Source organism: Pseudomonas sp. CM25, from assembly GCF_013179705.1.
GTDB lineage: Bacteria > Pseudomonadota > Gammaproteobacteria > Pseudomonadales > Pseudomonadaceae > Aquipseudomonas.
The window spans coordinates 1-15,288 of record NZ_JABMCW010000119.1; the positions used below are offsets into that span (position 1 = coordinate 1).

Annotated in this window: 10 protein-coding genes and 1 pseudogene; 4 read left to right on the plus strand and 7 right to left on the minus strand. The window is 63.0% G+C overall.

Annotated elements, in window-relative coordinates; genetic code table 11:
- Positions 1 to 451: 451 nt before the first annotated feature.
- Entirely contained in the window at positions 452 to 712 is a 261-nt protein-coding gene (locus tag HP546_RS14450) for a DUF2798 domain-containing protein (RefSeq protein WP_172226395.1), read from the minus strand.
- A gap of 115 nt (positions 713 to 827) precedes the next feature.
- Between HP546_RS14450 and HP546_RS14455 the strand changes: the two genes are divergently transcribed.
- Positions 828 to 1,757 (plus strand): LysR family transcriptional regulator, encoded by a 930-nt coding sequence (locus HP546_RS14455; RefSeq protein ID WP_172226398.1) that lies wholly within the window; start codon positions 828 to 830, stop codon positions 1,755 to 1,757.
- A 42-nt stretch (positions 1,758 to 1,799) separates the two neighbouring features.
- Here HP546_RS14455 and HP546_RS14460 read toward each other — a convergent pair whose 3' ends face one another.
- The 3 genes from HP546_RS14460 to HP546_RS14470 all read right to left on the minus strand — a co-directional run bounded on the left by HP546_RS14460 (position 1,800) and on the right by HP546_RS14470 (position 4,166).
- The gene (locus HP546_RS14460) at positions 1,800 to 3,065 is read right to left on the minus strand and encodes an OmpP1/FadL family transporter (RefSeq protein WP_172226401.1); all 1,266 of its coding nucleotides are present in this window, start codon (positions 3,063 to 3,065) and stop codon (positions 1,800 to 1,802) included.
- A gap of 147 nt (positions 3,066 to 3,212) precedes the next feature.
- Positions 3,213 to 3,695 carry a hypothetical protein gene (locus HP546_RS14465; RefSeq protein ID WP_172226404.1) on the minus strand — a complete coding sequence of 161 codons (483 nt, stop codon included), beginning with the start codon at positions 3,693 to 3,695 and terminating at the stop codon, positions 3,213 to 3,215.
- 249 nt (positions 3,696 to 3,944) lie between these two features.
- Positions 3,945 to 4,166 (minus strand): hypothetical protein, encoded by a 222-nt coding sequence (locus HP546_RS14470; RefSeq protein ID WP_172226407.1) that lies wholly within the window; start codon positions 4,164 to 4,166, stop codon positions 3,945 to 3,947.
- 954 nt (positions 4,167 to 5,120) lie between these two features.
- Between HP546_RS14470 and HP546_RS14475 the strand changes: the two genes are divergently transcribed.
- Both HP546_RS14475 and rmuC read left to right on the plus strand, forming a co-directional pair.
- Positions 5,121 to 5,540, plus strand: a complete 420-nt coding sequence (locus tag HP546_RS14475; RefSeq protein ID WP_172226410.1) for a tetratricopeptide repeat protein — start codon at positions 5,121 to 5,123, stop codon at positions 5,538 to 5,540.
- 212 nt (positions 5,541 to 5,752) lie between these two features.
- Positions 5,753 to 7,126 (plus strand): DNA recombination protein RmuC, encoded by a 1,374-nt coding sequence (gene rmuC / locus HP546_RS14480; RefSeq protein WP_172226439.1) that lies wholly within the window; start codon positions 5,753 to 5,755, stop codon positions 7,124 to 7,126.
- Here rmuC and HP546_RS14485 read toward each other — a convergent pair.
- The 3 genes from HP546_RS14485 to bglX all read right to left on the minus strand — a co-directional run bounded on the left by HP546_RS14485 (position 7,098) and on the right by bglX (position 14,297).
- On the minus strand, positions 7,098 to 10,574 hold the full coding sequence (locus HP546_RS14485; RefSeq protein WP_172226430.1) for a hybrid sensor histidine kinase/response regulator: 3,477 nt from the start codon (positions 10,572 to 10,574) through the stop codon (positions 7,098 to 7,100). The two genes, rmuC and HP546_RS14485, sit on opposite strands and share 29 nt — an antisense overlap.
- Positions 10,575 to 10,697: 123 nt before the next feature.
- Positions 10,698 to 11,876 (minus strand): MFS transporter, encoded by a 1,179-nt coding sequence (locus HP546_RS14490; RefSeq protein ID WP_172226433.1) that lies wholly within the window; start codon positions 11,874 to 11,876, stop codon positions 10,698 to 10,700.
- Positions 11,877 to 11,957: 81 nt separating this feature from the next.
- Positions 11,958 to 14,297, minus strand: a complete 2,340-nt coding sequence (bglX, locus tag HP546_RS14495) for a beta-glucosidase BglX (protein ID WP_372242434.1) — start codon at positions 14,295 to 14,297, stop codon at positions 11,958 to 11,960.
- Between the two features lie 126 nt (positions 14,298 to 14,423).
- On the opposite strand from bglX, the pseudogene HP546_RS14500 reads away from it, so the two are divergent.
- Positions 14,424 to 15,288: pseudogene (locus HP546_RS14500) on the plus strand (glycerol acyltransferase); the annotation flags it as partial.

The window sequence follows — 15,288 nt, forward strand, 5'->3', positions numbered from 1 at the left end:
TCCTCCCGGGAGCAAGCCCGGAGCGAGGGAACCCCGAAGCGCAGCGTAGGGGCCGGATGATGGGAGCGGGCGGTTTTGGTTACTTTTGCCAAGACAAAAGTGACCCGCCGTAAGGGCGGAAAGGTGACTCAGCGCCACCCTCGCTAATGAATGTCTACTTGATATGAATGCCCATGGCTTGAAGCTTGAAGCTTGTGCGCCGGTTTTGATATGGCGAACAGTCCATTTGCGATGGCGACGCTTACTCACCTTTTCGCCCTTACGGCGAGTCACTTTTTTTCTTGGAAAAAAGTAACCATGGTTACTTTTGCCAGGACAAAAGTGACCCGCCGTAAGGGCGGAAAGGTGACTCAGCGCCACCCTCGCTAAGGAATGTCTACTCAAAATGAATGCCCATGGCGTGAAGCGTGAAGCGTATGCGCTCACTCCTACGGCAGAGGAGCGGAGGATTTCACCTCGCATGCACCGTAATGGCCACCAACCGTACCACCAGCGGCCTAACCATTAGCACACAAACGAAAGCCACTGGCATCGCCAGCTGATACGCCTTCATGACGTTGCTCAGGTACTCCGGGCTGAGGCCGGCATTGGCCGCGGTGATCACAAAACACATCAACAGCGCCATGATCGACGACATATAGAAAGCGAACACGTAAGGCGTGGCGCCCGGGTGCAATTTGCGACGGCTACGCGCTTGGGACAGGTCTCTCATGGCAACTCCTGAAAGCTGGGTGGACGCGCAGGTTAACAATCCAGCATCAAGCCGCTGTAGACCCGCCGGATTGATTTCTTTATAAAGAAAATCTTACGAATCCAAGAGCTCGCCCATGGATCTGCTCAACGCCATTCGCAGTTTCATCAAGGTGGCAGACGCCGGCAGTATCGCCGCCGGCGCTCGCAACCTCGGGCTTAGCCCGGCTGCGGTCAGTCAGAACCTGGCGCGCCTGGAAGCCCACCTGCAGGTGCGCCTGATCAGCCGGACTACCCGCAGCATGGCGCTGACACCCGCCGGCAGCCAGTATTACCAGCACGTCAGGCACATCGAGCGCGACCTCGCCCTGGCTGAGCAGGCCGTCACCACCCCCGACAGCGAGCCGCAGGGGCGGCTGTGCATTGCCTCCACCTCCGCGTTCGGGCGACACGTCCTGGCGCCGCTGATTCCTGCATTCAGTGCCCGCTACCCACTGCTTTCGATAGAGTTGGTAACGACCGATCGCAGGGTCAACCATGCCCGTGAAGACGTGGATGTCAGTCTGCGCATTGCCCCGCAACTGGAAGACCAGCTGCTCGCCCGGCCCATCGCCCGTATCCCGTTCATCTGCTGTGCCTCGCCCGGCTACCTGCAAGGCGCAGGTGTGCCTGCTACCCCCGAGGCCCTGCGCGATCACCGTTGCCTGGTATTCCGCTATCCGGTAGACGGCCGCTTTCTGCGCTGGGGCTTCGTGCGGGACGGGCTGCGCTTCGAGCCGGAGTTCGGCAGCGTACTTATCAGCGATGACATCGATGCCCTGACCCAGATGGCAGTGCACCATGGCGGCATCACTCGTCTGGCCGAGTTCATCGTACGGCCACACCTGGCATCCGGTGCGCTGGTGCCGCTGTTCGAGTACAGCGACAGCGGCAACGCCTATGCCCAGACCGAGCCAATGGACATCTACCTGTGCCTGGCCGACCGTTTCGCCATGACCACCAAGGTACGCGCTTTCATGGATTATCTGCGCGAATGCCTGGGCGACAGCTGGCAGGTGCAGGCATGAAAAAACCGCCACGAGGGCGGTTTTTCATGCGGCGCGGATGAATCAGAAGCGGTAGGTGAGCGACGCGCCGACACCGTGAGCGCTGTTCTCATACTTGGCCTGGTAGCTGCCTTTGGTTGCGCTGACCTGGTTGACCTTGGTGTCCTCTTCCCACAGGTAGGAGTAGGCCACGTCGATGGTCATGTCGTCGTTGGGGCTCCAGCCGGCACCCAGGCTGAAGACCTTGCGGTCGCCAGTGGGGATGCGCGGTGAGCGGTCATGGTTGTTGGTCGGCGACTGGTCGACGGTGAAGCCGGTGCGCAACACCCACTCCTTGTTGACCTTGTACGACGCGCCAATGGCATGCGCCCAGGTGTCGTGCCAGTTCTGGTCTTCCTTGATGGTTTCGAAGGCCGAACCTGTCAGCGGGCCTGGTACATCGTTCTGCACGGTGATGTCTTTCAGGCGGCTCCAGCGCGTCCAGGTGCTGCCTGCGTACAGGGTCCACTGGTCGTCCAGTTCATGGGTTACCGAGAGGTCGACCGATTCCGGTGTCTTGATCTTCAGACTGGCGTCGAACTTGTTGCCGTTGAACGGCCCGATCAGCGGGGTGCTGACGCGGGTCTTGCCTTCGAGCTTGTAGTCGACCATCGAATGGTAGGTCAGGCCGACGCGGGTGCTGTCGGTGGCCTGTACCAGGATACCGATGTTGTAGCCAATGGCGGTATCGTCGCCCTTGATCTTCACTTCGCCGTCGTTGCGGCCCGGGGTGAACGGGTTGATCAGGCTCGAGCCCAGTTCACCCTTGATGCGGTTGATGGTAGGGCCGAAACCGATCGAAACCTTGTCGTTGAAGGCGTAGCTGACGGTTGGCTGGAAGGTGACTACCTCGACGTGGCTCTTCTTGCCCCAGTATCGTGCAGCGTCATCGCTGCCATAGTCGGTTACCAGGCCGAATGGAACGTAGACACCGAAGCCGACGCTCCAGTGGTCGTCGATCGGCTTGACGTAGTAACCCATGGGTACGCCAACCAACGGCACCATGTCACCATCGGTTTCCCCCCCGAGGTTGCTACCCGGGCCCGAGATGTCGGACTTGGCGATGACGGCGGCGCCGCCCACGGTGAATTGTTCACGTTTGAGGCGAGACATGCCGGCCGGGTTACCAAACACGGTGCTGGCATCTTCGGCAGATGAAGAACGTCCCGCGAAACCTGTCCCCATGCTGCTGATGCTCTGCTCGTTGAGCGCGAAGCCGGCAGCGAACAATTGGCTGGATGCAAGCGTGATCGCAACGCCGAGGGAGGTTTTGAGCATTACTTTTTTCATTATTAGAAAACTCCTTGGGATCTCCGGGGCGAAAAGCTACCAACAAATCACGCTCTGCGCTATAGCCTCAATCGCAGGAGTTAGAGCGGTTTTGTAGGACAATCCGACCACAATTCCCTTTTTTTCGCTTTTTTTGTAGGACGCTTCCTAAGATGCCTGTGGCAATCTCTGATCTATGCAGGTGTGCCAGGCATGAGTGAAGTCGCGCAGGCGACCCTGGGGGTTGAAAATCTGTCGCCAGATCCGCGCCAGGCCCAGCAAGTCGTCCGCCGCAGGCAGCAGCGTTGCCTGCTCTTCGACGAGCATCCAGGCGATAGCGGTGGAGTAGCGCAGGTTGACGGTGAGCTCCAGGTGCGGGCCGCCGAGGAAGGCGTGCTGGCTGGCGAGGCCACGGACTACGCTGGCCAGGTCGGGATCGCGGGCCAGATAGTCATCCCACAGTGCCTGGTGGCGGTGTTCGCCGATGCGGTACAGGCCATGCCCGCGCCGGTCATGCAGGGCCGAGCCCAATGCCGACTGGCTGGCGGCGATACCCAGCAACAAGGCTTCGGCGCTCGCGCAGTGACGATTGAGGTAGACCAGGGTGGGTCGGATCACATACTGACACAATTCATTCGCCGCAATACCCATGATGCCCTCGAACAGTAAAGGGCCGGACGGGCACTGGAGCTTGGCAGCTGGTGAATGATCAGGCCCGCCGGAAGCGGTTAGCACCGCTCGAGTTGAAGTGTAGTGTGATAACCGTGGTGTAAAGAGCTGTTTTTAAATCGATTGCTGCCTGACGCACTGGGCGATATGCCCTAAGGCAATTACGCCAAGAACGTTCAGGCAGGCTCACGATGGGAGGATTCAGCGCTTGAATGCCGCCGTATTCGCCACTCACGCGGTGAGCGATTGGCGAGTCCGGGCGATGACCGCCTGCAGCGGTTCAGTGCGGCTGTACTGTTCGGGGTACAGGCGCTCGGTGTGGCAGGCGACGCCGTGTTCGTCTACCAGGGTGAAACTGAAGCTGCCCTTGCGTGGGGCAACGATAAGGCACTTCAACGGCGAGAAGGCCTGGGAAAGGGTGCCAATGGCAGCCTGAATTTGATGAGTATGCATATTGTTGGAGGTTCCTGCTTTAAACACGGGAGATATGATCCGTGCATGATAGAAACGTTCCAGTGACGCCTTTATTAAGGGACGAACGAACCTGACTGGAACAAAGCAGCCAGAGGGGGCGCAATCAAAGGTGGGCGCTTGGGCTGACTGGTAGGTACTTAGGAAGGCAGGCAGCACGCCGGGGCCAAGGTTCTAGGCCGTCGGGGTGGAATCCTGATCAATCTGTCACGTGATTCGTGCTTGGGCAGCGCTGGGCTGGCGAGGGAATCATCGATTGGGCCGGTCCGCTTTCGGCAGGGCCACTCATTAGTGAGGGCGGGTCTGCAAGGACGCTTTAGGCCAGAATTGACTTTCAGCTTGGTACTAACGAGGGGCACCTTACCGCAACCGTGGGTGCTTTGCAAGCGTTGCCACGCTGGTGGAGGTGAGCCGAGCAGTATGGCGCGTATTTGCGTTGCTGGGAAGAGGGGGCAAGTGGCCCGTATTCGGGCGAATGCACCTGTTTCGTGCATGCAAATGAGGGTTTCTGCTGCAGTTGTTCACATTCCCGGCAGCGGTTGTAACAGGTCCGCAACACGGCCCTGGCGTCTCGCCAATGCCTTGACTGCAGGGTTAAGTCAATGAAAAAAAACACTATTTTTAGCTGGTGAAAAAATCGTCAGTTTGACCAAGGCCCCCAATTCACGGGGGTTTGCGGGGTGTGGAGGGGGGTTGTCCACCGAGTTATCCACAGGATCTGTGGATTGTCCCGCGCGCTTGCTCTAGCACGGGTGTGCCAGCAACAGAGTGAACTGTCCGACAATCGTGATGCACCAACGGACTGGTCGGTCACTCAGCTGAAAACGTCAAGAAAAGATCATTGAAAATTTTTTTCAATCCTCCGTAAATCGACAGGTCAAGGTGGCAAAAACAGCGTAGAGTGGCGCGCCTTTCGAGTTGCCAAACCTGTTGCTAATGAAGTTTCGCGGTAAACACCTCGCCAGCCCTGCGGCATCTGCTCCTGCACCCTCCGCCAAGCGCTTTTCCCTCACCGTGGCCTTATGGCTGCTCGACAGCCCGCGCCTGGGCGAAAAGCCCCAGGTCAAGCACCTGGCAGGGCGTCTGCTGAAGCAGCCTGCGCGGCAAGGTGTGGTGGTGGCGCAAAGCCGACTGGGCCAGATGCTGTGCCGTGATTGCGGCAATGCCCGAGACCGCCGCATCGGCCATGATCTGCTGCGTCAGGCGGCCCGCGCCGGTGATCGGCGGGCGCAGCTCGAGTACGCGCGGTTGTGCCAGCACAACGAGCCGGATCAGGCGCGCTACTGGCTGGAGCTGGCCGCCGGGCAGGGATCGCAGGAAGCGCGAAGGTTGCTCCGGCAGTGGTTCCCGTCCTGAAGGTGTAGTGCTCGTGCCCGCGAAAGGGCCGGCACAGGCAACACACCGCTCGGGCTGATAAGCTGCGCAGCAATCATCCAGGATCTTTCGGGGTAAGCATGACAGTGGATCTGGCCAGCATTCTGCTGGGCTTGGTGGCGGGTGCCGTACCCTGCCTGGGTTGGCTCATGCAGGTGCAGCGCCGGCAAGGCGCCCGGCAAGGCGAGCAGGCCTTGCTCGAAGAGCGCCTGAACGCCGCACAGCTGGCCCAGGCCGGCCTGCAGGCGCAGCTGGAGGCCAGCCGCGACGAGGTCAGTGACCTCAGCGAAGCCAACACCCTCAAGCAGACCCAGCTGGCTGCCCAGGGCCGCGAGCTGGAGCTGCTGCAGGTCGACCGGGACAACGGCCGTGACGCCGCCCACGCCTGGAACCTGGAACGCGCCAACCGCGAAGCCGAACTGCGCCGGCTGGAAGCGCAGACGGCACGCCTGGAGGCCGAACTGCGCGAGCAGCAGGAAAGTCACCAGCAGCGCCTGGAAGACCTGCAGGAGGCACGCGACACCTTGCGTGCCCAATTCGCCGACATGGCCACGCGGATTTTTGACGAGCGCGAGCAGCGCTTTGCCCAGACCAGCCAGCAACAGCTGGGCCAGCTGCTCGACCCGCTCAAGGAGCGCATCCAGTCCTTCGAAAAACGCGTGGAAGAAAGCTACCAGCAGGAGGCGCGCGAACGTTTCTCGCTGGGCAAGGAGCTCGAGCGCCTGCAACAGCTCAACCTGCGCCTCTCCGACGAGGCCACCAACCTGACCCAGGCCCTGAAGGGCCAGAAAACCCAAGGCAACTGGGGCGAGCTGATCCTCGAACGCGTACTGGAGCATGCCGGCCTGGAAAAGGGCCGCGAATACCAGACCCAGGTCAGCCTGAAGAGCGCCGATGGCGAGCGCTTCCAGCCCGACGTGCTGATCATGCTGCCGGGCGACAAACAGGTGGTGGTGGACGCCAAGGTCAGCCTCACCGCCTACCAGCAGTTTGTCGCCGGTAATGACGAGGCGGCGCTCAAACAGCACGTGCAGTCGCTGCGCAGCCATGTCAAAGGCCTGTCGGGCAAGGACTACAGCCGCCTCGAAGGCCTGCACAGCCTGGATTTCGTGCTGCTGTTCGTGCCCATCGAAGCGGCTTTCGCGGCAGCCCTGCAAGCCGAGCCGGGCCTGTTCCAGGAAGCCTTCGACCGGCAGATCGTGATCGTCAGCCCCACCACCTTGCTCGCCACCTTGCGGGTGATCGACAGCCTGTGGAAGCAGGAACGCCAAGGCCAGAACGCCCGCGAAATCGCCGAGCGGGCAGGCTGGCTGTACGACAAGTTTGTGCTGTTCATCCAGGACCTGGACGAGTTGGGCAGCCGCCTGCAGCAGGTGGACAAGGCCTATGCCGCGGCGCGCAACAAGCTGTGCGAAGGGCGCGGCAACCTGGTCAGTCGCAGCGAGCAGCTGAAACTGCTGGGCGCGCGGGCCAGCAAAAGCCTGCCGCCAGACCTGCTGGAACGGGCGCTGTCCGACGAAGCGTTGCCGGACGCGGCGCTTACTGAACCTGGCTCAGATGGCGATTGAGCAGGGCGCGCAGGGCCGCCGGCTTGACCGGCTTGGCCAGGTAATCCAGGCCTGACGCATGCACCATGGCGATGGTTTCTTTGCTGCCGTCGGCACTGATGACCACGCCCGGCACTGGCTCGCCAACGCGGGCTCGCAGCCAGCCCATCAGGCCGGTGCCGGTCTCGCCGTCGTCCAGGTGATAGTCCACCAGCGCCAGATGCGGGCGCATGCCCTTGGCCAGCAGCGCCTCGCATTCGGCCTGGTTGCGTGCAGTCCACACCTGGCAGCCCCAACGGCTTAGCAGGCTGTTCATGCCAATCAGGATGCTGTCTTCATTGTCCACGCACAGCACTTGCAGCCCTGCCAGCGGCTGGCCGCCTTGCTCCACCGCGGCAGTGGGGGCCGGCGCGGCCTGGCGGGCAATGGGCACGCTGACGCGGAACACCGTGCCCTTGCCCGGCCACGAGCGTACTTCCAGCGTATGCCCCAGTACCCGGCACAGGCCGTCGGCAATCGCCAGGCCCAGGCCCAGGCCTTTTTCGGCCCGGGTCTGGTGGCTGTCCAGGCGCTTGAACTCCTGGAATATCACCTGCAGCTTGTCGTCGGCAATGCCCGGGCCACGGTCCCAGACCTCCAGCCACAGGCGCTCGCCCTGGCGCCGTGCGCCCAGCAGGATCGGGCTCTTGCCATAGCGCAGGGCGTTGGTCAGGAAGTTCTGCAGCACCCGGCGCAGCAGCTTGATGTCGCTGTCCACCCGCAGTCGGCTGCCGCGCAAGCGGAACTCCAGGCCTTTTTCGGCGGCCAGCACCTTGAACTCGGCGCCCAGGGTGTCGAACAGCTCGTTGAGGGCGAACGGCTTGGCATCCGGGGTGATCTTGCCGTTCTCCAGGCGCGAGATATCCAGCAGGTCGCTGATCAGCTCTTCGGCAGAGCGCAGAGAACTGTCCATGTGCTGCACCAGCTGCTGGGCTTCATCGTTCATGCCCTCGGCCTGCTGCGACAGGGCGGCGGAGAACAGCCGCGCGGCATTCAGCGGCTGCATCAGGTCATGGCTGACGGCCGCCAGGAAGCGGGTCTTGGACTTGCTCACCGCTTCGGCCTGGCTCTTGGCTTCGGACAACGCCTGGTTCAGTTGCGACAGCTCATGGGTGCGTTCTGCCACCCGTTGTTCCAGGCCTTCGTTGGCATCGCGCAGGGCCTGCTCGGCCTCGCGGAACGGGGTGATGTCGGTGAAGCTCATGACAAAGCCTCCACCGGGCATCGGGTTGCCGATCAGCTCGATCACCCGGCCATTGGGGAACAGCCGCTCGGAGGAGTGCGCGCGGCCCTGGCGCATCCAGTGCAGGCGCCGGGCCACATGCACCTGCGCCTCGCCGGGGCCGCACAAGCCGCGCTCGGCGTTGTAGCGGATGATGTCGGCAATCGGCCGGCCTACGCTGATCAGCCCGTCCGGGTAGTTGAACAGTTCCAGGTAGCGGCGGTTCCAGGCGACCAGGTGCAGGTTCTGGTCAACCACGCTGATGCCCTGGTTGATGTTTTCGATGGCCCCTTGCAGCAGGGCGCGGTTGAACTGCAGCACTTCACTGGCTTCGTCGGCTATGCGCACCACGTCTTCGAGCTGCATGTCCCGGCCTTCGATGGCGGCCTTGACCACGGCGCGGGTCGACGAGGTGCCAAGCACGCCGGCCAGCAGGCGTTCGGTATGTTCGATCCAGTCGCCGTCGGCATTCTGGTTGGGGTTGAAGCCCTTGCCCTGGCGGTAGGCGAAGCGGATGAAGCTCTGCCGCGCGCGCTCTTCACCGACAAAGCGCGAGGCCAGGGTCAGCAGGTCGTCGATCTGTACCGCCAGAAGCGGCTTGCTGCTAGGGCGGGCGCTGGTTTGCTGGCCGATGAAACGGCCGGCCTGCCAGTGCTCGGACACCCGGGTGCGCGACAGCACCGACACCCAGGCAAACAGGGTGAAGTTGCCCGCCAGTGACAGCACCACGCCTTGGGTCAACGGGCTGATCGGCAGGTCAAGCGGGTTGCCGTGCAGCCAGGCAAGCCCCGGGAACAGCTGCAGCGACCAGCCCAGGCTATGCGCGGCAATTGGCAGCACCAGGGTGTAGAACCACAGGAAAATGCCGGCGGCCAGGCCGGCGAACACGCCACGCCGGTTGGCCTGCTTCCAGTACAGCGCGCCGAGCATGGCCGGGGTGAGCTGGGTCACGGCGGCGAAGGCGATCTGGCCGATGGTCGCCAGGCTGGCCGTGGAGCCCAGCAGGCGATAACTGACGTAGGCCAGCAACAGGATCACCACGATGGTGACCCGACGCACCGAGAGCATCCAGTGGCGGAATGCCTCGAACGGCCGCTCGGCGTTGTTGCGCCGCAGCAGCCAGGGCAGCAGCATGTCGTTGGACACCATGGTCGACAGCGCCACGGCCTCGACGATGACCATGCCGGTGGCTGCCGACGCGCCGCCAATGAACGCCAGCAGCGCCAGGCTCGGGTGGGCCTCGGCCAGCGGCAGGCTGATCACGAACGAGTCGGAAATCACCGTCCCCGGCAGCAGCATCTGCCCGGCCAGGGCAATCGGCACCACGAACAGCGCAGCCAGCGCCAGGTACATCGGGAACACCCAGCGTGCCAGGCGCATGTCCTGGGGTTCGATGTTTTCCACCACGGTGACGTGGAATTGCCGCGGCAGGCAGATGATCGCCATCATCGCCACGGCGGTTTGCACCACCATCGACGGCCAGTTGATGGTTTCTTGCCAGTAGTCCTGCAGGTGGATCGACTGGCGCGCCTGGGTGAACAGGTCATCGAAACCGTCGTACAGGTTGAAGACGACGAAAATGCCCACGGCCAGGAAGGCCAGCAGCTTGACCAGCGACTCAAAGGCAATGGCCAGCACCATGCCGCGGTGGTGCTCGGTCACATCCAGGCTGCGGGTACCGAAGACGATGGCGAACAGCGCCAGCACCAGCGACACCACCAGTGCAGTGTCCTGTACCCGGGTGCCGGTGGCGTCGGCGCTGGCGCCGATCAGCAGGTTCACGCCCAGCACGATGCCCTTGAGCTGCAAGGCGATGTACGGCAAGACACCGACCAGGCAGATCAGCGCCACCACCACCGCCAGGGTTTGCGATTTGCCATAGCGGGCGGCGATGAAGTCGGCGATCGAGGTGATGTTCTGCTGCTTGCTGATCAGCACCATCTTCTGCAGCACCCAGGGCGCGAACAGCAGCAGCAGCACCGGGCCCAGGTAGATCGGCAGGAACGCCCAGAGCTGTTCGGCGGCCTGGCCGACCGCGCCGAAGAAGGTCCAGCTGGTGCAGTACACCGCCAGCGACAGGCTGTACACCCAGGCACGCAGCTTCGGCGGCAACGGCGTGCTGCGGCGGTCGCCATAGAAGGCGATGGCGAACATGACGGCCATATAGGCCAGGGCGACCACGGCGATCAGCCCGCTGGACAACGACATGAAAACTCCGAAGCAAAAAGATAACGCGGTCCCGATCAGTCAGTCTGGCACGCAGGTGGCGTTACGTCAGCGCCGACGATAGTCGCGTGGCAGCGGGTCGCAGGGGGAGCCGGCAAGCCTCTGTCATGCTTTACGGGTACCCAACCCATAAAACACCCCTGCCAGTATCACCGACAACACCAGCAGGTAGAAGATCGCCCCCGGCCACAGGTGCACCAGGGCGAACCCCACCATCACCGGCCCCAGTGCCGCGCCAAGGTTGGACAGGTTCTGCGCACCGTAATACACCCCGCGCAGGTGCTCCGGCGCGATCAGGTCGATGAACATGTATTCCGCCGGGATCACGATGATTTCGCCCAGGGTGAACACCAGCATCGCCAGGCACCAGGCCAGCACCGAGCCGGCCAGCGCAAAACCCAGCAGCCCGGCAATGAACAGGCCCATCCCGGCCAGCAACCAGGGCATCAGGCGCTGACGACTGATGCGCCGGCCAATGAGGTATTGCAGGGCGATCACCGTGACCGCGTTGGTGGTCACCAGGTAACCGACCAGCCGCGCCGCCTCGGCCGGGCTGCTGGTCACCACCAGGTACTGCGACAGGTAGGCCGTGAACTGGCCGAACACCACCGCGCTCAGCACCCCGCCCAGGGTAAAGCACACCAGCCTGCGGTCCCGCGCCAGCCCCAGCGCCACCTGGCCGAAACCGGCCGCAGGTTTTTCCGCCGTACTGGCCTGCAGGCTGCGATCACCCAGGCGCCAGTAGGCCAGGCACATGCCCAGGCCGAGCACGGCGGAGGCGATGAACGGCATATGGTCGTGCAACTCCAGCATGGCTACGCCCAGCAGCGGGCCGGTGGCATAGCCGACGTTGCTCAGGGTGTACTTGATGGCGAACACTTCGGCCCGCTCTTCCACCGGCAATAACGCGCAGAACCCGGCCTTGGCAGCGATATCCACCACCGCCAGGGCCAGGTTGATCAGCACCAGGCACAGGAAGAACAGCAGTGCCGAGCGGCTGGCGACGGCGCCGACAAAGGCCAGGGCAAACAGCAGGGTGCTGACGCTGACCAGCGTGTGGTTGCGCAAGGTATCCACCAGGTGGCCGCCGTACAGGCTCAACAGCGAGGCAATGATCAGCGCGCCACCGATCAGCAGACCGATCTGGCTGATCGGCAGCTGGAAGTTGTCGGCCAGGTACACCACCAGGTAAGGCAGGGTGAGGGCGCGGGCGACGGTCAGGGTGAAGGTGGTGGTGAGCAGCAGGCGCACGGTGTGCGGGTAGCGTCTTATGGCGGCGAACATAGCCACGTCCTTGTTGTGGAACAGCCTGGTCGGAGCATATGCCACATCAGGCGGGCTGTGCAGCCCATCGCCGGGGAGCCCTCAGGGCATCACCTGGAAGCTGGCCTTTTCCAGCGCCTGCGAGTCCAGGCCGACCATCACGTCGAACCCGCCGGGCTCAATGACAGGGCGCAAGTCACGGTCCATGAAGCCGAGCGCAGACTGGGGTATTTCAAGAACCACCTCTCGAGTCTGGCCGGGTTCGAGCAGCAGCTTTTCGAACCCTATCAGCTGTTTCACCGGCCGGCTTACAGAGGCGCTACGGTCACGCACATACAATTGCACGACTGTTTCACCGCTGCGGGTCCCTTCGTTACGAACAGTGGCCGCGACACGCAAATCCTGCCCCGATCGCAATCGGGCGCTCGACAAACGGGGTGGCGAGACACTGAATCGGGTGTAGCTCAAGCCGAAACCGAAGGGGTAAAGCGGCGTATCGTCGATGTCGTAGTAGCGTGATCGATAAGCAGATGGCGTTGCCGGATCGAACGGCCGACCGGTGTTGAGATGGTTGTAGTACATCGGAATCTGGCCCGCGCTGCGCGGGAAGGTCACCGCCAGCTTGCCAGAGGGGTTGTAATCGCCAAACAGCACGTCGGCGATGGCATTGCCACCTTCGGTTCCACTGAACCAGGTCTCGAGCACCGCATCGGCCCATTGGCTTTCCTCGGTGATGGTCAGCGGGCGACCATTCATCAGTACCAGCACCAACGGCTTGCCAGTCGCCTTCAGCGCGCGCAGCAACGCCCGCTGCTGCTCCGGCAGATTCAGGTCGGTCCTGCTGGCGCCCTCATGGGACATACCCCGGGCCTCACCCAGGGCGGCGACGATGACGTCGGCCCGGCGGGCAGCGGCGACGGCCTGTGCAATCAGGGTTTCGGGCGCCGTCGGATCGAAGCTCATCTGGTTGTCGGCCAGCAGTGCAAAGGCAAGCGGGTCGTCATTGATGTTCGCGCCTTTGGCGTACACCAGCCTGGCGTCAGGTGCCTGGGCGTTTTCGATGCCCCGACGCAAGGTGATCGCGTGCCCGGGCTTGCCGCTGGCATGCCAGCTGCCCAGGATGTCCAGCGCATTGTCGGCCAGCGGCCCGACCAGGGCGATGTTCGCGTGCGGGTTCAGTGGCAGTACCTGCTTGTGATTTTTCAGCAGTACCAGCGAGCGCCGCGCCATATCCCTGGCCTCGGCACGGTGAAGGCGTTGCGCTTCGCCGACGGCTGCATGGGGTGCCTGCAGGCGGCGAAAAGGGTCATGGAACAGGCCAAGATCGTACTTGGTGGACAGCACCTGGCGCACCGCGGCATCGAGTTGTTGCTCACTTGCCAGCCCTTGCTTGATCAGGCTCTGCAAGTACCGGGCGAAGTAGCGGTCACTCATGCTCATCTGTGTGCCGGCGGTGAACGCCGCTTCCGCCGCACCCTGGCCGTCCTCGGCAATTCCATGGTCGATCAGCTCCGCCACCGCACCGTGATCACTGATGACCAGCCCGTTGAACTGCCACTGCCGACGAAGCACGTCCTGCAGCAGCCAGCGGTTGGCAGTTGCCGGCACGCCGTTGAGGCTGGTCAACGCGGTCATTACAGCGCCAGCCCCGGCGTCCACCGCCGCCTTGAAGGGCGGCAGGTGGTCTTCGGCCAGGCGTCGCTCGCTCATGTCCGTGGTGTTGTAGTCGCGGCCACCCTCGACTGCGCCATAGCCGGCGAAATGCTTTACGCAGGCCATCAAGCTGTTGCTGGCCCCCAGTGTCGGCCCCTGCAGTGCGCGGATCACTACCTGGGCGATGCGTGCGGCAAGGTAGGTATCTTCGCCGTAGCCCTCCGACATCCTGCCCCAGCGCGGATCGCGACTGATATCCAGCACGGGGGCGAATGTCATGTCCAGGCCATCGGCGGAACCTTCGATGGCGGCCACCCGGGCAGCGCTGGCGATTGCGTCGAGGTCCCAGCTTGAAGCCTGGCCAAGGTTGATCGGAAAGATCGTGCGCTGCCCGTGCACCACATCGCCAGCAAAGAACAGCGGGATGCGCAGCCGGCTGCGCTGGGTGGCCGCCTGCTGAAGGGCGCGGATCTGCGCAGGGGTTATGCCGGGTTCGGTGAACATCGCCCCCACTTCACCCCGGGCAACCGCATCGAGCTCCGTGCTGGAGGGCGGCGCAGCGCGTGCATGCTGCATGCGTAGTTGGCCGATTTTCTCCTGCACGGTCATTTGCCTGAGCAGCGCATCCAGCAACGCGTCCTTGTCGGCGCTCATGGAGTGCCCGCTGGCGGGGTAGGCGGCGAGCAAGGCCGCAAGCCAGAGGGTTGCCACAGGCCTTTTGCGCAAAACCTTGATCAGACCGATACGCTTGTTCATCCAGGTTTCCGGCAGAACACATAGCCTGGACATTGATGCCTGGGCGCGTAACTCGCTACTGTCATTACTGTCAGTTGACATCTGCGATGTGGCTTTGCAGCGTCATGCGCATTCTAATAAGGCAACGGGCCCTTCTGGCCGAACCCAGGACCAAGGACGATGAGTCACTCCTCGCAATTCACCTTGCTCGGCAAACGGCGCTTCCTGCCGTTCTTCATCACCCAGTCACTGGGTGCCTTCAACGACAACCTGTTCAAGCAGTCTCTGATCCTGGCGATCCTGTTCAAGCTCAGCCTGGGCGACGGTGACCGTTCGATCTGGGTCAACCTGTGCGCCTTGCTCTTCATCCTGCCGTTCTTCCTGTTCTCGGCGCTGGGTGGGCAGTTTGGGGAAAAGTTCGCCAAGGATGCGTTGATCCGCTTCATCAAGCTGGCCGAGATCGTGATCATGTCGGTCGGTGCGCTGGGGTTCATCACCAACCACCTGGCGCTGATGCTGGTGGCGCTGTTCGGCATGGGCACCCACTCGGCGCTGTTCGGCCCGGTGAAGTATTCGATCCTGCCGCAGGCCCTGCGTGAAGAGGAACTGGTCGGTGGCAATGGGCTGGTGGAAACCGGCACCTTCCTGGCCATCCTCGCCGGCACCATCGGCGCCGGGGTGATGATGTCGGCCGATAGCTATGCCACGGTGGTGGCTGGTGGCGTGGTCGGCACGGCAGTGCTCGGCTACCTGGCCAGCCGCTGGATCCCGCGGGCGGCTGCCGCCGCGCCGGAAATGGCCCTGGACTGGAATATCTTCAAACAGTCGTGGGCGATCCTGCGCATGGGTCTGGGCCAGCCGCCAGCGGTGTCGCGCTCGATTGTCGGCAACTCGTGGTTCTGGTTCGTCGGCGCCATCTACCTCACGCAGATCCCGGCCTACGCCAAGGACTGGCTGCACGGTGACGGTACGGTCGTGACCCTGGTGCTGACACTGTTTTCGGTGGGCATCGCGCTGGGCTCGCTGCTGTGCGAACGGCTTAGTG